Raw genomic sequence first — 19,446 nt, forward strand, 5'->3', positions numbered from 1 at the left:
CGAGGTTTTTTCTTGAGAGGAACTAAAAATGAAAACAAGTGATTTTTATTACGATTTACCGAAAGAACTTATCGCTCAAACCCCCGTCGAACCCCGTGACAGTTCAAGACTTATGCTGCTTGACAGAAACACAGGTGAAATTGACCACAAGCATTTTTACGATATTATAGACAGCTTAAACCCCGGAGATTTGCTTGTGGCAAACGATTCGAGGGTTTTGCCTGCAAGAATTTACGGTATCAAGGACGAAACAGGTGCGAGAGTCGAGTTTTTATTATTAAGACAGATTACAGGCAACCGTTGGGAAGCTCTCTGCAAACCCGGTAAAAAAGCCAAAGAGGGCGCTTCTTTTACTTTCGGTGACGGACTTTTAAAAGCTACCGTTGCAGAAGTAAAAGATGACGGCAACAGAATAGTTGACTTTGAATGTGACGAAAACTTTTTCAGCACACTTGACAAAATCGGTCAGATGCCGCTTCCTCCTTATATTACGGAGGAACTTAAAGACAAAGAGCGTTACCAGACAGTTTACAGTCACGAATTGGGTTCTGCAGCCGCTCCCACAGCAGGACTTCACTTTACAAAAGAGCTTATGCAAAGAATAAAGGATAAAGGCGTAAATATTGCTTATGTTACACTGCATGTCGGTCTGGGAACATTCCGTCCCGTAAAGGTAGATGATGTAACAAAGCATAAAATGCACAGCGAACATTACGAAATTCCGCAAGAAACCGCAAAACTTATTAATGAAACAAAGAAAAACGGCGGCAGAGTAATTGCAGTCGGTACAACTTCCTGCCGTACTCTTGAAAGTGTTGCGTCATTCTACGGAGAAATTAAGCCGTGCGAGGGATTTACGGATATATTCATTTATCCGGGTTATGAGTTTAAAGTGCTTGACGGACTTATCACAAACTTCCACCTCCCGGAGAGCACACTTATTATGCTTGTAAGCGCATTTGCAGGATATGACAATGTGATGAATGCGTACAAAACCGCCGTTGAAGAAAAATACAGATTTTTCTCATTCGGCGATGCAATGTTCATTTCTTAATCAAAAACATTATTATTGCGAATTAAAAGGAGATTTCTATAATATGTTAAAAATTATTAAAACAGAGGGAAACGCTCGCCGAGGCGAATTTGTTACACCTCACGGCACTGTGCAAACTCCTGCGTTTATGAATGTTGCCACCTGCGGAGCAATCAAAGGCGCTGTTTCCGCACTTGATTTAAAACAGATTAAATGTCAGGTTCAGCTTTGCAACACATATCACCTGCACCTAAGACCGGGTGACGAAAAAGTCAAGCAAATGGGCGGACTTCACAAATTCACCCGTTGGGACGGTCCTATCCTCACCGACAGCGGCGGATTTCAGGTTTTCTCACTTGCAAAGCTAAGAAATATTAAAGAAGAGGGCGTTTACTTCAACTCTCATATTGACGGCAGAAAAATTTTTATGGGGCCCGAAGAAAGTATGCGTATTCAGTCAAACCTCGGATCTACTATAGCAATGGCTTTTGACGAGTGTGTAGAAAACCCATCTCCGTATGACTATACAAAGAAAAGCGTTGAGCGTACAACACGCTGGCTTAAAAGATGTATAGCAGAAATGAACCGTCTTAACTCGCTTGAAGATACAATCAACCGTGAGCAAATGCTCTTCGGCATAAATCAGGGCGGCATTTACAATGACTTGCGTATTAATCATATGAAAGAAATTGCAGACCTTGACCTTCCGGGCTATTCAATCGGCGGTCTTGCTGTCGGAGAACCTACGGAAAAAATGTATGAAATCATTGAAGAGGTTGAGCCTTACGCACCTAAAAACAAACCGAGATACCTTATGGGCGTAGGTACTCCCGTAAACATTCTTGAGGGAATCGCAAGAGGCATTGACATTTTTGACTGTGTAATGCCAAGCCGTAACGCAAGACACGGACAGCTGTTTACATGGGAGGGTGTGCGCAACATTAACAACGCAAAATACGAAGTTGACGAACGCCCGATCGACGAGCATTGCGACTGCCCTGTTTGTCAAAACTTTTCAAGAGCATATATACGACATCTCCTCAAAAGCGGTGAAATGCTCGGTATGCGCCTTGCCGTTCTTCACAATCTGTACTTTTATAATAATCTTACGGCAGTTATCAGAGAACAGCTTGACAACGGCACTTTCACAGAATTTTACAATAAATATCGCAATATACTCGGAGTGAGAATTTAATACCGATATTTTTTAAAAAACTTCTTGCAAGATTAATATAAAGCTGTTATAATCAATGTAATGTATGAAAGGAATGACTGCTATGAATTTTTTAAATCAGGTTGTACTTGCTGACGCTGCTTCGGGCAACGCTTTCGGTACATACGGTATGATTCTTATTTGGGTTTTGGTATTTGCTGCAATGTACTTCTTTATTTTGCGCCCAAGCTCAAAGAAGAAAAAAGAAGAAGCACAGATGAGAAACTCTCTTGAAATCGGTGATGAAATTACAACAATCGGCGGCATTATGGGCAGAGTTGTTGCAATTAAAGATGATGAGGACGCTATCATTATTGAAACAGGTTCCGACAGAGTTAAAATGAAATTTAAAAAGTGGTGCATCTCTACTGTTGATACAGTTAAGGAAGCTCCCGCAAAAGAGAAATCTTCTGAAAAAGAAGAAAAGACAGAGAAAAAAGGTCTTTTCGGTAAAAAGAAAAAGGATGAAGAGGACAAGTAATCTAATCTTTTCGTTTCATTCACTTAGTTTTTGAATTAAATAACTTTCCCTCGAATATATATGAGTATATTAATATTTATATTATTCGGGGGAATTTTTATGTCTGATAAAAAACAACTCATAAAATCGGTTTTTGTAGGTGTACTTACATCCGCACTTACGGAAATTATACTTATGTCGCTGTTCTCCGTACTGATAATAACCTCGGGGTTACTGCCTGCCGATATTACCGACTACATAATGGTGGCAGTCACAGCTATGTCGGTATTCTGCGGCGGATTTATCTGTGCAAAAGTCAATAAATCTTCCGGATTAATATGCGGTTTACTCACAGCAGCGGCGGTATTTGTAATTATTACCGTAATCGGGCTTTTGCAAAGCGAAGCCGTACTTACCCCCCTTTCTCTGATTAAACTCGGCGCAATGCTTATCTGCGGCTGTGCGGGCGGTGTATTGGGAGTTAATCAAAAAGAAAAGGTATTTATAAAATAAAAATGTAATTTTAACGATTTTAAATTATTTTACTTAACTCGTGCAATAAACCATAATTTATTAATATTATCCAAACATTTAGAACAGAACTAATTATTTTTCTTTATACATTTTCTTTATACAAAATATGACAGAGCTTTGAGTTTTTGAATCAAAGCTCTGTTTTTTGTAAAAATTTACAAGTTTGTTTACAAAATATTCATAAACTATTCAGAAAAAAATATAGAAAAAAATCCTGTAATATGATATAATAGCATAATACGGAAGTGTGCCGTATTGAAGGTATATGAAAACAATACATTTGTGTAATAGATAGGATGTGTAAAAATGGCCAGAGGTATTAAATTACCGGAAGAATTAAAAGATTGGAAAATTACTTCGCTTGTTTCCGAAAAGAAAGGGCAAAATAAATATCGAATTGTAAAAAAAGACAGCAACGGCGAGGTTTTCGCTAACCTGTTCCATATTTTTGCATACGGTAATCACTACAGCAATGAGAAAGCCGATTTTTTTGAAGATGAAGTTAATTTTCTCAATTCCATAGCTGATAAAAAAGAATATTTCACCTGCTTTGGCGCTTATCTTTATGATAATCCGTCAAAAGAAAAAGCAGATATGTATATTGCTACAGAGGAACTTGAACCTCTTTCAAAAGTAATGCGCAGTAAAAACTTTACTGACGACGAAATTACCGATTTCGGCTTGCAGATGGCTGAAATTCTTATGTTTCTCGAAGAAAAAAATATTTTTCACGGCAATATCCGCCCGGAAAATATTTTTGTAACCGCAGACGGTAAGTACAAGCTCGGAGGTTTTTCCGATTTTGAATGTAAAGCATCTGACCTTGACTTCTCAGCACCCGAAGTTGCAGAAGGCAGAAATCCTGACCTTACTACAGATATTTACTCCGTAGGTCTTATTATGTACTGTCTTGCAAACAATAAGGCTTTACCTTTCGAGGGCGGTCTTACAACAAAATCGGAGGCTGTTAAAATTCGTACCGACGGTACGGCAATTACCGCTCCTAAAAACGGCAACGAAAAGCTGAAAAGTATTATCGTTATAGCTATTCAGCCGAAAAACGAAAACAGATGGAAAAATGCCGTTAATATGAAAAACGCTTTGCTTGCGTCTTGCGGAAAACTTACTGCAGAACCCGAAAAAGCACAGGAAAAACAGGAAGAAAAAGAAACTCCCGCAGTAACGGGCGCAGTGCCGACGCTTTTTGAACAGGCAGAAAAAGCCGAAAAGGACAAAAAAGCAGAAGACAATACAGAAAAATCCACACAGCCGGAAGAAACAAAAGAACCTGTTGAAAATAAACCCGATGTACCTGTTGTTAAGGAAGATGAAGCAAAGGTTACGGAAACAAATTCGGAAGATACCGCAAAAATTAAACCGCAGACTGCTGAAAAAGAAAATTCGGTTGCTCCCGTTGTTCCTATTTCAAACGATGTTTTTGACGAGTACGAGGTAACAAAAAAGCCCGATACCCAAGTAAAAGCATCTACTAAGGATTACGGTTCGTTCTTTGATGACATTGACGATACAGACAGCAAAAAGGCAGAACCTGTAAAAAATACCGTTTCGGAAACCGAAACAAAGAAACCGGAACCTGTAAAGCAGAAACCCGAAAAGAATGAAATCAAAAGCAGTATTCCGATTGATTATAAATCTAAAAACGCAAAAAATGCAGAGACGGACGAAAAGCCACGCAAAAAGGGCGCTGCAATTGCAATAATCACGGTCAGCGTAATTATTATACTTGCAGTTCTCGCCTTTGTCGGATGCATTGTTTACAATGAGATTTTTGCTGAAAAAATCAATAATACAAAGCCTGCCACGGCAGACGAGATAACAACAGCGGCAACTACCGTGCCTCCTACGACGGTTGCACCGACTACTCAACCTACAACCGTTGCGGAAAAAGAGATTAGTTCAGTTGTCGGATATGACTACGAAAGCGCTAAAAATAAACTTGAGGAGCAAGGCTTTAAGGTTGCGGAGGGCAATCACCTTTACAGCACACTTTACAGCGAGGGATATGTAATTTCTCAAAGTCCCGAATCAGGCACAAAGGCAAAACCGGGCACTGTAATTACACTTGATATTTCACTCGGCGAAGAGTATGTTGAACCCGAAACCACAGCACCAGAAGAATCAAGTCAGAGTTCTGCGACCGAAAACAATTTTATCTTTGCAAACAGCGATTCTTCATATATCAGTCAGTCAGAAGTAAAAGACCTTAGCGACAACAATCTTGAGCTTGCACTCAATGAAATTTACGCTAAGAGAGGCTGGATATTCTCCGACCCGGAGCTTTCCGCTTACTTTAATTCACAGTCATGGTACACACCACGCTACACTTCTTCTGAGTTTTCTAAGAATGTAACATTTAACGAATATGAGCAGGCTAACATTCAGCTTATTATAAATGAGCAAAAGAGCAGGGGTATTCGCTGATAACCACAGACACAAAAACATTAAAAGGATAAATCATTTATGAAAAAATTTTTTATTAAATTATTTAAAAATAAATTATTTGTTTCCTTTGCAGTAAATGCTTTGATAATGGTTTTTTGCATATATGTTTCTTCGTTTTCATACGACTCTTACAAAGACTATGAAAATTCTCTGCTTATTTCACATTATCACATACCGTACAACAATACAGTCAACTACTTACTCGCATTTGCTGTAAGCAGTATTCAATATATTTTTTCCACAATCAATATTTTTGTATTTGCACAGGTAATATTCGGCTGGCTTGCCTTTTCATCTATCACCTATGCGCTGACCGATAAATTCGGATACAAAATAGGAATTGTATTTTCTGTATTTTTAAACATTTTATTTGCACTTAACCACTATGCAGACATAGCAAGTCAAAAGACATCCGCTATTATGCTTACTGCGGGTTTTCTGCTTATGTTTAATGCAATCAGACGAAAAAGATACAGATTTATGTGTCTGCTTGGCGCAATTGAAATTTTGATTGGCTCGTTCTACTGCTTTGAACTTTTCTTTGTTGCATTGGCGTTTGCGATTGTTTATCTTATTGCCGACCTTATTGCAAAAGGTAAATATAAAATCAAATTTCATAAGTTTATGTGGTATTTCAGACCTTTTCTCATTTTATTCGTTCTTATTACGGCTTTGACTTTTGCTCTGCATAACTACTCCGTAGCAGTCAATACTCAAAACGATACTTTAAAAGGCAACTATGAATACCATCAACTGACAGAGAAAATCGCTAATTTTCCTTATCCCGATTACAGCAAGAACAAAGAGGCTTTTAGCAATGTGGGAATAACAAAAACAGAGTACGAACTTCTCAAAGACGGTTATTACGATGAAAGCACACCGATTAATCTTGATGCGTTAAAACTTGTTGATTCACTGCAAAAGCAGAACAACAATCTTATTACAATTTGGGACAGCTTTGTGGATTTTCTTTCATCAAGCGGAGTAAGTCTTGCCTCGTTTGATAATGACGCAATGCTTATCATAATCTACATTATATTCGTTACACTGTTCCTTGTTTTTCACAAGAAAACTCATATGTTCTTCCCTATCCTGATAACTTTACAGCTCATTGTTTCAAACTCTTTACTGAGATATTTGTTCAACAGTTACTATTACACTGTATATATTTCGTGGATAATGGCTTATTGCGTACTTTTGTACAGCATAGATTTTACAGCGTTTAAAGACGGTTGTAATGCAATGCTGAAAGCCGCAAGAAAAGGAACTTTCTTTGTATCGGCTATGCTTGTTGTAACACTGTTGCTTGTAAACTGCCTTGTTTATCAGTCACACCTGCACAACAACATAGATACCAAAAGCCGACCGAGCAGACTGTATGTTGAGGTTGAAAGACATCCCGAAAGATTCTATATACTTGATACAAAGACTGCAATTGAATACACAAAATATTCAACAAACTATGTCCATCCTATGTGGGGCTTTAAATCCTCATATTTGAGCAATGTTGACAGCTTTGGATATATGCATCATAATTCGGTGCTCAACAAAAAGGGAGCAGACAGTGTGTACCGGGCGGCTATAAGTATAAAAAATGTTTATGTTATTGACAACTACATCACCTATAAAAAAGAAAACTACTTAAAGAAATATTACTCGACAGAAGAAAACAAAAGTTATTTCTATAAACTTGAAACTGAAATTGACGGTTACAAAATTTATTCGGTAGTTTAATAAAGAAAACGCTTTAGCAAGTTTAATTGTTGCTAAAGCGTTTTTTGTACAGTGCAATGAATACGCAAGTGCTTTGCTTAGTAGATTTCTCTCGGGCAGATATGTAAACTTAAATCTATAAATTAAAAAGTGCCGCACCCGTTTAGGATGCAGCACCTATGTTAGATATTAATTTGAACTTGTTGAGGTTGTATTTCCTGTTATAAGCTCCTCATAAATAAACTCCGCAAAAAGTTTTCTCTGGGTTTCAAGATCCGAGAATGCAATTACCGAACCTACCGGAGTATCGTTCATATAATACCACTGACCTTCTTCAGGTACTGTGTATTGTTCAACCGAATATGTGAGGTATGTCATTGAATGTGATACAAGCGCTGTAATTTCATCTTTCTTGAGGTTTGTTGTAACAAGAGGGCCAACCTTACCTACGATTGAAATTATTTGAGTTAAGTCAGCGCCTTTCATATCGTTGAACATTGTTTCAAGTAACTTACGCTGACGGGATGTTCTGTCCCAGTCATCACCGGCAATACCGATTCCTTCTTCGGAAGAATCAAGACCTCTGTTTCTTGCATACCAAAGAGCCTGCTGACCTGTAAGGTGAACCTTGCCCGGTGCGTCAGTTATTGTTGTACGGGTATCCGACTGCTTGTTCTTGTAAAGCTGATAGTTGATGTAATCAATCTCGTCCTGAGTAAGCTCAAGGTCAATACCGCCGAGAACATCAATAATATCAATAAAACTTGCATAGTCAACAACCGCATAACGGTCAACCTTTACGCCGAAGTTTGATTCAATAGTCTGAATTGTAAGTTTCGGACCGCCGTAAGCATAGGCATTTGTAAGTTTGTCATAACCGTAACCGTCAACATATACATAACTGTCACGCTGGAAAGAAGTCATCTTAAGCTTTTTGTGACGGTTGTCAATAGACAACATAATCATTGAGTCGCTTCGGCCGAATTTCTCTCCCTTTGCATTATCCTCACCGAACAGCATAACATTGAGGACTTTTGAATCTTCAAGCAATTCATCATTGCTAAGCTGCGACTTGCTGAAAGTACCGTCAGATGTAGGCAATGTACTTGAAGTGGCTTTCGTTGAATTATTATCCGAAATATCAACAAACTTAAGCGAATTAAGAACCGAATAATAATAAAGAAGTCCGCTGCCGCCGATAAGCAAAAGAATTGAAAGAACAATTGATGTTATTCTAATTGCTCTGCCCCTCTTTTTGTAAATTTTATTTACCTGCTTATTAGAGCTTATATCGACAAAACCTTCTTTTATTTCGTTATTGTTATCGTGATTTGCCATAACATTCCTCCGAAAAACAAAGATTTAATTATGTTACAATCCGAGCATAACTAATTTAATAATTATACCATATAAGCACAATAATTAATTCTAAATAAGAATTTTATGTCTGATATTTTATAATTTTGTAAAATTATGTAAATATCAGAGGTTTTTTTACTGCATTTCGTCAAGAGAAAGTGAAAATGCAGGTAAAAACTCATTTGTAAACACATCTGCTTCAGGCATATTCATATCGGAAATTGATTTTTCTATGCCGTTTTTAGCCTCTCTGAATTCTTCGTTTCCCATACGCAGTTCTTCTATGCACTTTATAAGAGCAGAAAATCGGTCGGCTGCCTTAACAAACCTTTTGAGTTTTAGGTCATCTTTACCGCTTTGTTTTATAATTTCTTCCATATCTTTTCTGAAATCTTCGGGCAAAAGTGAGCAAAGTCTGTCGGCGGCGGCATTTTCAATTTCTTTGTATGCATCTTTTATTGTATTGTTAAAATACTTTATCGGTGTCGGCATATCTCCTGTAATAATTTCTGTGGTATCGTGGAAAATCGCAAGAACACTTGCTCTTTCAGCATTCAGATTACCGCCGAATTTTTTGTTATGAATAAGCACAAGACAGTGCGCAATCATTGCAACCTGCAAACTGTGCTCGCTTAAATTCTCATATTTTGTATTATTCATAAGTCCCCAGCGATTTATGTATTTCATTCTTGACATCATAGCATAAAAATTCGACTGTTCCATAGCTGTTTTCTCCTGTTTTTTCCAAAAATATAGTGCAAATTGCCATACAATGTGGTATAATAAATATTAAGTATAAATTTTAATATAATTATAGCCGTATTTAAAGGCTTTGTAAAGAATTTTGATTTTAATATTAACCCTTTATGGAGGATAATATGGGCAGGCAACTTGAAAGACACACAAATAAAAATCATCACTTTGGATTACAGGCTTTTTTGATAGCTTTGGTAACTGCCTGTGTGCTTATTATTCCGTTTATTATTTTTGACGGCGGAGTTTTTTATTACTACGGTGACTTTAATGTACAGGAAATTCCGTTTTACCAAATGGTACACGATGCGATAAAAAGCGGTAATCTCGGGTGGAATACAACTACGGACTTAGGTTCCGATTTAATTTCAAGTTACAGCTTTTATCTGTTGGGCAGTCCGTTCTTTTGGCTGACAATTCCGTTTCCGAGTGAGGCTGTTCCCTATCTTATAGGCCCGTTGTTAATTCTGAAATTATCGCTCGCCTCGCTTTCGGCATATCTTTATTTAAAAAGATATGTACGACACGGGCAATTTGCCGTTATCGGCGGACTTCTGTATGCATTCTCGGGTTTTTCGATTTATAATATATTCTTTTTCCATTTTCATGAACCTATGATAATGTTTCCGTTACTGCTTGCGGCATTGGATTCATTTTTATTTGATAAAAAGCGTGGCATTTTTGCTCCGGCAGTGTTCTGCGCCTGCGTAGTTAATTACTACTTCTTTACGGGACAAGTTCTGTTTGTGATTATCTACTTCCTTATGCTTGTATTTACAAAAACATATAAATTTTCTATAAAAGAATTTTTACTTCTTGCGGTAGAGGTTTTAACAGGTTTTCTTGCATCTGCTTTCATACTTTTGCCGTCGGTTCTCGGCATTATGGGCAATCCTCGACTCAACACTCTGCCAAACGGTTGGGACGCACTTGTTCACAGCAGTCCGCAACGATACTGGCTGTCGATTGCAAGCTTTTTCTTCCCTGCCGATATGCCTGCATTCCCGACATTTACGCCCGATTCAAACTGTAATTGGGCTTCTGTCGCAGGTTGGCTACCGCTTGTCGGTATGACGGGAGCAATTGCTTATCTGCAATTAAAAAAGCGTGACTGGATAAAGAAAATAATCAGTCTGCTTATAATTATGGCATTTGTCCCTGTTTTAAACTCCGCTTTCCAAATGCTCAACAGCTCAATTTACTATGCAAGATGGTACTATATGCTTGTACTGATGCTCACACTTGCCACAATCCGTGCATTTGAAAGTCATCAGTCCGATTGGGGCAGGGCTATAAGATGGTCAACGGGAATCACCCTTGCTATGACGGTTCTTATAGGATTTATGCCCAAAATTACCACCGTTACTACAAACGATGTCGAAACAGATGAATGGTCAATCGGTATTGCGGGCGACACACGAAGATTTTGGATATACGCACTCATTGCAGTTGTTTGCATTTTAGGATTTGTGCTTATATTTAAAAAATTCGGTTTCCATACAAAAGCATTTTATATTACAACAACCGTCACACTTTGCTTTACAATTCTGCTCACAAGCGGATTTATTATCGGCTCAGGAACCGCATACAGCTCTACCATAAAGCCGATAAAAGAAAATATAATAAACAAGCGTGACACTATTCATATCGAAGACCTTGACGATGACAGCGTAAGAAGTGATTTTTACGAATGTCCCGATAACACGGCAATGTTTTGGCAGATTAAATCCATTAATTGTTTCCAAAGTTCGGTTTCACCTTCAATTATGGAATTCTACGATTCTCTCGGAATGACCAGAGATGTTGCCTCACGCCCCGAAACAAATATGTACGGCATACGCTCTTTATTAAGCTGTAAATATCTTTTTGATTATATGGGTGACGATGCCGATATTTCAAAGTCATTTACAGAAAAAGACGGCAAAACAAAAATGCCTTACTGGAAATTCTTAAAAGCGGAAAACGGTTTCAGAATTTACGAAAACACCTGCTACATTCCGATGGGCTTTACCTATGATTCTTTCATTACAAACGAAGAATTTGACCTTATTACAAATTCTCACAAAACCGAGGCTATTCTGTACTCAATGGTTTTAAGCCGTGAGCAGATGCAAAAATATGCCTTTGTTACAGGATATTCCGATAAAGATTATAAATATTTGTACAGTAAAACACCCGAAAAATTTACAAGTAAGGTTAACGATTATTCTTACGATAAAGACACCTATACAAAGATTTGTAAAAGCCACGCCGATAATTCTTGTTCGGAATTTAAATACACTAATAACGGCTTTACTGCCGAGTTTGATAATACGGATGGCAACGAAAATTTACTTTTCTTCAGCGTTCCTTACAGTGACGGTTTTACGGCATATGTAAACGGTAACAAAACAGATATAGAAAAAGTAAATAACGGACTTATGGCTGTTTATATTCCCGAAAATACAAAATGCAGTATTGAGTTTGTTTACGAAACTCCGGGACTTTCCACAGGTATTCTTATTTCTGTACTTTCAGCCGCAGCATTTGCTGTTTACATTTTATCAATAATTATATTCAGATTAATAAAAAAGAGGAAATAATTACATTCGGAGGATTTTAAAATGATGTTTGGTGACAAAATATTAAAATATAAAGACGAACTTCTTGCAGATCTCAACACGCTCATAGGCTTTGAATCGGTTGCAAACGAAAAGCCCGAAGAATGTCAGAATGCAATAAATTTTATGCTCAAGAGAGCAAATGACTTTGGTCTTACAGGCGAACAGGTTACCGACGAAAGTATGCACATTCAGCTTGGCAGCAAGGGTAAACTTTGCGGTGTTTTAAGCCATCTTGATGTTGTACCCGCAGGCAATAATTGGAGCGTACTCCCCTATTCTCTGACAGAAAAGGACGGCAGACTTTACGGCAGAGGAATAGCCGATGACAAAGGTGCCGCACTCGTTACATTGTACTGTCTTAGAGCTTTAAAAGAAGAGGGTATTGACGGTGTAAATACTCTCCGTGCCATTTACGGTACAAGCGAAGAATGCGGTATGGAAGATATTGACGGCTATTTTGAAAAAATGCCTGTTCCCGACCTTTCTTTCACTCCCGACAGTGATTACGGTATTTGCTATGCCGAAAAAGGTATTTTACAGATTGAAGTAAGCACAAAAGGAAACCTCGCAACCGTACTTTCACAGCTACATTCGGGAAAAGCAATAAACGCCGTACCCGATATTGCCTATGCATTGCTTGATTCTTCAAACTATGATGAGCAAAATCTTCTTGAGCTTTCAAAAAAGACAGAGGGTAATTTTGAATTCAACTCAACAATTGACGGTCTTATGGTAATCAGCCGCGGTAAAGCCGCTCATGCCTGCGAACCGCATAAAGGATTTAATGCCGCAGCAGCGCTTGTTGAACTTCTTGCAAAGGCATATACATCAACCGAAATCGGTGCAATTTGTGACTTTATTGATATTGCCCTCGGAAACGAAACCGACGGTTGTTCCCTCGGACTTAAAACTCATTGCAGTATTTCCGGTGACCTTACCGTAAACCTCGGTTATATTCATATTGAGGGTAATGAGGCAAGAGCCGCATTCGACATTCGCTATCCTGTTTCAATTACAGGCGGCAGTGTTTACAGACAGTTCAGATATGCAGCTAAACATAATAAATTAGATGTTAAGGTACTTAACCACGAAAAACCTCTTTACATTGAAAAGGACAGTGAGCTTGTTAAGCTCCTTTCGGGCGCATATAAAGCAGTAACAGGCGAAGAACCCGAACTTTACACCACAGGCGGCGGAACTTACGCAAGAAAACTCGGCGGTAAAGGTCTTGCATTTGGCCCTGCTTTTAAAGATGATGAGGTTAATATGCACAATGCAGACGAAAGCATTGATAAAGAAAAATTCTTTACCCACGCACAAATCTGCCTTGAGGCAATGTACAGAATGTACTGCGGTATTTCTGACAACGAAAATTAATAAATTATATTGTTGTATAGACACACTTTAATTAACAAAGGATTTTTTTATGAATAAAGAAAAACTTATAAAAAATCAGGCGCTGACCTCCTTAAAAGGCTCATGGATAATTCTGATTGCAATGGTTCTTACAATATCTGCCGTAATGATTGCAATATATAGTATGGGAAGTATAGTTCAGTTAATTACAAAGTCACTTGATACTGCCACAGGTATGGCAAAATCGGGAAAAGAATTTACTTTTACTCTTATAAGCATAATAGATTTGGTTGTAATGTTCTTTTTAACACCTCTTATAAACGGATTTTTTAAATCTGTTTATACTGTTGCTCACAATGAAATACCGAGCTTTTGGGAAATATTCAGCTTTTTTAAATCACCTAAATTGTATTTTAAGACTATCTTGCTTAATCTTATTTTTGTTGTAATTCTGTCTTTGGCGTTTTTCGCATTTGACTTCGGTTACCTTGTAACTATGATTACAGATTCGCTTAAAACAAGCAATACCGCTCTTACTACGCTTATAACTGCCGTATTAAATATTGTATTCGGCGCTGTATCGGTACTTTTGATTTCATTTGTTTATTTGTTCTTCGTAAATTATGCTATGTTTTTATTTATTGACGATTCAAATTCAAATGTATTTTGTTGCTTTGGCAAAGGCGTAAAAATGTTTGTTAAAAACTTTGGCAACACAATGAAATTGTATTTCGGTTTTGCCGGTTGGATTGCACTTTGCTTTTTTGTTGTTCCGGCATTTTATGTATTACCTTATATTTCAACTTCCTTTGCTACCTCTGCAAAGTGGCTTATATCAATTGAAAAAGGCAGGAATTAACTATGATAGTTTCTCTGTGTATGATAGCCTACAACGAGGCGGACGCTCTTAGCGGACTTTTTAAGGATATTTCTTTACAGGACTATCCTCACAGCAAAATAGAGGTTGTATTTGTTGACAGTATGTCCACCGACAAAACCTATGAAATGATGGAAAAATTCAAAGAAACCGGTTACGGATTCCGCAATATTTCCATTGTACAGTGTATGAAAAAAAATCAGGCGAGTTCATGGAATGCCGCTTTGATGACTGCCCGTGGCGATGTAATAATAAGAGTTGACGCCCATGCCCGTATTCCAAAAGATTTTGTATCACGAAATATTATGAATCTTGAAGACGGTGAGAATGTAGTCGGCGGCGGCAGACCAAACATTACATCCGACATCTCTTCATGGAAACTCACTTTACTTGCTGCCGAAGACTCGCTTTTCGGCAGTTCGGTAGCCTCATATCGCAGACCGTCTGCACAAAAAGAATACCTCGACAGCCTTTTTCACGCTGCTTACAGACGAGAAGTAATCGCAAAAGTCGGCGGTTTTAACGAAAATCTCGGAAGAACAGAGGATAATGAGTTTCACTACCGCATAAGAAAAGCAGGCTATAAGATGTGCTGTTGCCCTGACATTGTGTCATATCAGCACGCAAGAAACAACCTTAAATATATGGTTCATCAAAAATATTCAAACGGCAGGTGGATAGGACTTACCCTATCGGAATGTCCGGGTTGTCTTTCCTATTTTCATTTTGCTCCGTTTCTTTTCGTAATGGCATTGCTGTTCTGTTCTATCCTCGCATTTCTCGGACTTCCGCTGTTTTTATATGTTTTGCTTGCAGTTTACGGAATGTTTGACATTGTAAATACAGTCGGTTGCTGTACAATGAAAAATGTTCAGCCGCAGTTTGTACTTTTGCCGTTCATCTTCCCTATGCTCCATATTGCATACGGAATAGGCACAATAGTCGGCTTAATTCAGATTCCGTCATGGCAGAAAAGCATAAAAAACAGTAATGCAAAAGAAAAGATTGAAAAGGTAAGACGCAAGGTAATTCAGAATACCCTGAAACCGGAGGAACGCTGATGTTTACACTTGACAGTTGGTCAGCGGATGACTACGATAATCTTACCGAGTACCTTAAAAGCAATGCAGATTTAAAATACAGAGATTTTCATTCTTCGCTTGTTCCCGATACCGAAAGCAACAGCATTATTGGAATTCGTATGCCGATAATGCGCAAAATTGCAAAAGAAATTTCAAAAGGCAATGCACGGGAATTTCTTGATATTTCTCAAACAGAATATTATGAGCAGCGTATTATCTCCGCCCTTGTTATGGGACTGATAAAAACCGAAAGTTTTGACGATTTTGTTTCTCTTGTAAATGCTTTTGTCCCCAAAATAAATAATTGGGCAGTTTGTGACGGCTTTTGTGCGGGACTTAAGGAAGTCAATAAATATAAAAAGGAATTTTTTGACTTCCTTGCAAATTACTTAGAAAGCAAAAATGAGTGGTACATTCGCTTTGCATTTGTAATTATGCTTAATTATTACCTTGAGAGTGAATTTATAGACGATGTGCTTGCTCGTTGTGACAGCGTAAACAGTGATAAATATTATATTTTAATGGCGCAAGCATGGATGCTTGCAACAGCATATGCAAAGCAAAAAGAAAAAACTCATAAATATTTTCTGAACAATAACCTTAATGACGCTACTTTTAATAAAGCTATTCAAAAGTGCATTGAAAGCAGACGGGTTACAGATGATGATAAAAAGTTTTTAAGAACTCTTAAAAGGCATAAATAATTAATAACAAAAGCCAATTAATCGCATATTGATTAATTGGCTTTAATATTACCTGTATAAATCTATTAAATTGTTTATAGTATCGTAATCGCTTTCGGATATTTTGTACTTGTGCTCCGAATCAAAACTAAAACTGATATTTTTATAACCGCATATCGTAATACTGTATTTTTCGTTATCATCAGTATATGCCTTAAGCCATAACCCGCCGTCCCTTTCTTCGTTATCCGATGACAACTCGGCTTTAGAAAGAATATCAAGTATTTTCTCTGAATCTTCTTTATTAAAATTGACTTCATTTTCATCAGGTTTTAGCCAAGAAATACTGGTAATTTTATCAAAATATACATCATTATTGACCTTGTTACTCTGACAGCCGACAAGTAAAATAAGAGTTGAAATTAAAAAAATCAGAAATTTTTTCATACACTCACCTCACAATATGTTAATTTTATTTTAAGGTATAAATAATTCGTTGTCAATATAAATTAATATAATAAATGTTTGTTTCAAAAATTGTGCATTACATAAACAAATCTTATTTCATATTGACAAATCAAACATAAGGATTATAATATAATTAACAGTTGTCTTCGGGGCGGAGTGAAATTCTCCACCGGTGGTAAAAGTCCACGAACAAGCAATTTGCTTGCCGAGTCTGTGAAATTCAGACACCGACGGTATAGTCCGGATGAAAGAAGAAACGCAAACAATCAACATTGCCTTTGGCTTTGTTGAACCTTTTGTGCAGAAAATTTCCCCGTTACGGCAGTAGCGGGGATTTTTATTTTCTCGGGACATCTGAATTTATTTCTAAGGAGTGTGTTCTATGAGAACAGCACAAAACAGTCAAAAAATTATGACAACCAAAATCACCGTAACGGCACTTTTAACTGCCGTTGCCATTGCACTTCAGTACATTGAAGTTCCTATTCCGCTTGTACCGTCATTCTTAAAACTTGATTTTTCGGATCTGCCCGAACTCATCGGCGCATTTGTGTTGGGCCCGCAGTACGGCATAATTATTTGCCTGCTTAAAAATCTTATTCATTTACCTGTATCAAGTTCAATGTTTGTCGGTGAATTTTCAAACTTTATACTCGGTGCTATTTTTGTATTTGTTGCAGGCATTATTTATCAGTATAACAAAACTAAAAAAGGCGCTTTAATCGGTTGCGCAGCAGGTGCATTTGCAATGGCTGTATTAAGCGTAGTTACAAACTACTTTATAGTTTATCCTGTTTATGCCGAGTTATGGGCAGGCGGTGATATGAATGTAATTGTAAATATGTACAAATTACTTCTTCCGTCTTCAGACACATTGCTCAAATCTTTAATCATCTTTAATGTGCCTTTTACCTTATTTAAAGGTATAGTTGATGCAGTTATAGCTATGATTATTTACAAGCCGCTTTCAAATATGATTGTTCGTATGAATACGGCTTTTACAAAAAAGCGTAATTCAAAAGCTGAAAAGGCTTGACTTTTTTCGACATAGTGATATAATGTACTTCGTAAGCATTTTTGCTTAACAGAGTAGAAATTTGTGCGTAAAGTGTTTTGTGGACGGGGAGTTGCCACAAAAACGAAAGGGTATCCTGCGGTACAAGTTTCGCATCCCGCTGTTACTTTGGGACTGATAGCGGGCAGAATTTCTGTCCGCTTTTATTTTTCTCCTAAAGCAACACCGAAAAAATCTTTAGGAGGAAAATATATGTCAATTTCTAAAAAGTTCTATAATTCTTTTACAGAACTAAAGTCAGTTAAGTCACTTGCCATGATTGCAATGTTGCTTGCTCTTAGAATCATCCTCGGATTCATCGGCAACAGCACCTTGCCTTTCTTTGGCAACAATGTAAAATTAAGCGGTGCATTTTTGCCGATAGCAATTACAGGCTCGATGTTTGGCCCTGTACCTGCTATGATTGTCGGTATGCTTGGTGATGTTCTTTCATTCATTATGAATCCGACAGGCGGTGCTTACTTCCCCGGTTTTACAATCAACGGTATTCTTACAGGCCTTATTTACGGTTTATTTCTCTATAAGAACGAAGTAACTGTTCCAAAGGTAGTCATTGCTTGGGTTATCAACTGCATTGCTGTTGAAATCTTCCTTTCCGCATATTGGCTCTTCTTCTTGTATGGCACTTCTTCGGGCAAGTCATATTTCATTTACCTTTCAGCAAGACTTATCAGTCAGGCTGTTAAATGTATTCCTGAAATTTTACTTATTCTTGCCTGCGGTAAGATAATGTCACGAGTAAAACTCCCACAAAAAGCTAACTGATAACAAAATCGGCTGTTGCAGTAATTTGCAACAGCCTTTATTTTTGCTTTGATTTTAAATGTCTTTTTAGTTAAAAGTTTTTTGAAATTATTGTTTAGCAGAATACTTTGCAAAGCAACTATAAAAGTTTACTGTTTTTCAAAATTCATTCCAAACCAACACTTTACAAAATATCAAACACTTCAAGGTCATTCGGAATATACAGATTTCCGCTGAAATACTCTCTGCCCTCGTTATAGTACAGAGTTTTTCTGTTTTGCAAATTCTTATCCTCCGTATGATATAAAATAAGATTTTTTATTTTTAACTCTGCTGCGAGTTTACAGGCGTCTGCGACTGTAGAATGATTTTTCTCATACGGCTGAAAAATATCCGCCTGCGAATACAGGCAAAAAGCCTCGTGCAAAAGCCATTCACTGCCATAGACATATTCTTTTTCGCAGTCGTGAAACGGCTCGTCACCACAGCAGGTGAGTTTTTTGCCATTGCCATACTGCATGGTAAAACCAAACTGCTTTGTCTTTACCGACTCAACATCAAAGAACTGCACCCTATGCCATATTATTTCAAGCTCTTCTCCGTCCTCAACGGTTACAAGATGAAGTTTATCTCCTATTAAATCAAGCTCACGCTTAAGTAAAAGCAGATTTGCAATTTCTCCGATGATTTTTATTACTTCGTCATGACCGTAAATATACGCCTCTCCCTCATATGTATTGCGGTTTATATGTTGGCAAATCATTCGTACAAACCACATTATACCAAATAAATGGTCCATATGCTTGTGTGTAATAAAAATATGTCTTATGCTTTTCCAGTTGATTCCCGCTGACTTTAGCTGTTTAAAAATCGTATTTCCGCCACCGCCGTCAACCATAAAATTCTGCCCGTTATCCGAAAGCACAAAGCAAGTATTGTAACAGTCGGTTACGCTTGCACACCCTGTGCCGAGTATTGTCAGTTTCAAAATATCACCCTGTAAAATAATACCATATTTCCCGTTAATTGT

At 37.6% G+C, this 19,446-nt stretch carries 17 protein-coding genes and 2 riboswitches; of the genes, 13 read left to right on the plus strand and 4 right to left on the minus strand.

What is annotated here, in order from left to right; all coding sequences use genetic code 11:
• Window positions 1–28 precede the first annotated feature (28 nt).
• From queA to AAAY30_RS05100, 6 genes are all read left to right on the plus strand, one after another.
• Complete coding sequence (gene queA / locus AAAY30_RS05075; protein ID WP_186935103.1) at window positions 29–1,054, plus strand: tRNA preQ1(34) S-adenosylmethionine ribosyltransferase-isomerase QueA; 1,026 nt, start codon at window positions 29–31, stop codon at window positions 1,052–1,054.
• 43 nt (window positions 1,055–1,097) lie between these two features.
• Window positions 1,098–2,228 carry a tRNA guanosine(34) transglycosylase Tgt gene (tgt, locus tag AAAY30_RS05080; RefSeq protein ID WP_499215784.1) on the plus strand — a complete coding sequence of 377 codons (1,131 nt, stop codon included), beginning with the start codon at window positions 1,098–1,100 and terminating at the stop codon, window positions 2,226–2,228.
• 82 nt (window positions 2,229–2,310) lie between these two features.
• Window positions 2,311–2,727: a preprotein translocase subunit YajC gene (yajC, locus tag AAAY30_RS05085; protein ID WP_195410574.1), complete on the plus strand. Its 417-nt coding sequence runs from the start codon at window positions 2,311–2,313 to the stop codon at window positions 2,725–2,727.
• A 99-nt stretch (window positions 2,728–2,826) separates the two neighbouring features.
• The gene (locus AAAY30_RS05090) at window positions 2,827–3,219 is read left to right on the plus strand and encodes a TIGR04086 family membrane protein (protein ID WP_022235072.1); all 393 of its coding nucleotides are present in this window, start codon (window positions 2,827–2,829) and stop codon (window positions 3,217–3,219) included.
• Between the two features lie 327 nt (window positions 3,220–3,546).
• Complete coding sequence (locus tag AAAY30_RS05095) at window positions 3,547–5,682, plus strand: YARHG domain-containing protein (RefSeq protein ID WP_499215785.1); 2,136 nt, start codon at window positions 3,547–3,549, stop codon at window positions 5,680–5,682.
• Window positions 5,683–5,721: 39 nt separating this feature from the next.
• On the plus strand, window positions 5,722–7,437 hold the full coding sequence (locus tag AAAY30_RS05100) for a hypothetical protein (RefSeq protein WP_337781622.1): 1,716 nt from the start codon (window positions 5,722–5,724) through the stop codon (window positions 7,435–7,437).
• A 168-nt stretch (window positions 7,438–7,605) separates the two neighbouring features.
• On the opposite strand, the gene AAAY30_RS05105 is transcribed toward AAAY30_RS05100, so the two are convergent.
• Together AAAY30_RS05105 and yfbR are read right to left on the minus strand one after the other, a co-directional pair.
• Window positions 7,606–8,754, minus strand: a complete 1,149-nt coding sequence (locus AAAY30_RS05105; RefSeq protein WP_249376566.1) for an LCP family protein — start codon at window positions 8,752–8,754, stop codon at window positions 7,606–7,608.
• A gap of 156 nt (window positions 8,755–8,910) precedes the next feature.
• Window positions 8,911–9,498: a 5'-deoxynucleotidase gene (gene yfbR, locus AAAY30_RS05110; protein ID WP_303106824.1), complete on the minus strand. Its 588-nt coding sequence runs from the start codon at window positions 9,496–9,498 to the stop codon at window positions 8,911–8,913.
• Between the two features lie 155 nt (window positions 9,499–9,653).
• Here yfbR and AAAY30_RS05115 point away from each other — a divergent pair, with 155 nt between their 5' ends.
• From AAAY30_RS05115 to AAAY30_RS05135, 5 genes are read left to right on the plus strand one after another with little or no spacing between them, the layout of a single operon-like run.
• Window positions 9,654–12,110 carry a YfhO family protein gene (locus AAAY30_RS05115; RefSeq protein WP_499215786.1) on the plus strand — a complete coding sequence of 819 codons (2,457 nt, stop codon included), beginning with the start codon at window positions 9,654–9,656 and terminating at the stop codon, window positions 12,108–12,110.
• Window positions 12,111–12,131: 21 nt separating this feature from the next.
• Window positions 12,132–13,508, plus strand: a complete 1,377-nt coding sequence (locus tag AAAY30_RS05120; protein WP_302602137.1) for a Sapep family Mn(2+)-dependent dipeptidase — start codon at window positions 12,132–12,134, stop codon at window positions 13,506–13,508.
• 49 nt (window positions 13,509–13,557) lie between these two features.
• The gene (locus AAAY30_RS05125) at window positions 13,558–14,346 is read left to right on the plus strand and encodes a hypothetical protein (RefSeq protein ID WP_022235065.1); all 789 of its coding nucleotides are present in this window, start codon (window positions 13,558–13,560) and stop codon (window positions 14,344–14,346) included.
• Between the two features lie 2 nt (window positions 14,347–14,348).
• The gene (locus tag AAAY30_RS05130; protein WP_499215787.1) at window positions 14,349–15,425 is read left to right on the plus strand and encodes a glycosyltransferase family 2 protein; all 1,077 of its coding nucleotides are present in this window, start codon (window positions 14,349–14,351) and stop codon (window positions 15,423–15,425) included.
• The gene (locus AAAY30_RS05135; protein ID WP_329961495.1) at window positions 15,425–16,150 is read left to right on the plus strand and encodes a DNA alkylation repair protein; all 726 of its coding nucleotides are present in this window, start codon (window positions 15,425–15,427) and stop codon (window positions 16,148–16,150) included. Before AAAY30_RS05130 ends, AAAY30_RS05135 begins: the two co-directional genes overlap by 1 nt.
• Window positions 16,151–16,198: 48 nt before the next feature.
• Here AAAY30_RS05135 and AAAY30_RS05140 read toward each other — a convergent pair whose 3' ends face one another.
• On the minus strand, window positions 16,199–16,576 hold the full coding sequence (locus AAAY30_RS05140; protein WP_370740017.1) for a hypothetical protein: 378 nt from the start codon (window positions 16,574–16,576) through the stop codon (window positions 16,199–16,201).
• 159 nt (window positions 16,577–16,735) lie between these two features.
• Window positions 16,736–16,857, plus strand: a riboswitch (FMN riboswitch).
• Window positions 16,858–16,979: 122 nt separating this feature from the next.
• Here AAAY30_RS05140 and AAAY30_RS05145 point away from each other — a divergent pair.
• Together AAAY30_RS05145 and AAAY30_RS05150 are read left to right on the plus strand one after the other, a co-directional pair.
• Window positions 16,980–17,633, plus strand: coding sequence for an ECF transporter S component (locus tag AAAY30_RS05145; RefSeq protein ID WP_370740016.1), 654 nt, complete (start codon window positions 16,980–16,982; stop codon window positions 17,631–17,633).
• Window positions 17,634–17,680: 47 nt separating this feature from the next.
• Window positions 17,681–17,777, plus strand: a riboswitch (THF riboswitch).
• A gap of 87 nt (window positions 17,778–17,864) precedes the next feature.
• Complete coding sequence (locus tag AAAY30_RS05150; RefSeq protein ID WP_252559407.1) at window positions 17,865–18,437, plus strand: folate family ECF transporter S component; 573 nt, start codon at window positions 17,865–17,867, stop codon at window positions 18,435–18,437.
• A gap of 163 nt (window positions 18,438–18,600) precedes the next feature.
• Here the strand turns inward: AAAY30_RS05150 and AAAY30_RS05155 are convergent, their stop codons facing one another.
• Window positions 18,601–19,404, minus strand: coding sequence for an MBL fold metallo-hydrolase (locus tag AAAY30_RS05155; RefSeq protein ID WP_337781628.1), 804 nt, complete (start codon window positions 19,402–19,404; stop codon window positions 18,601–18,603).
• Between the last annotated feature and the right edge of the window lie 42 nt (window positions 19,405–19,446).

The sequence above is a fragment of the Ruminococcoides bili genome, assembly GCF_040093295.1.
Classification (GTDB): Bacteria; Bacillota; Clostridia; order Oscillospirales; family Acutalibacteraceae; genus Ruminococcoides; species Ruminococcoides intestinale_A.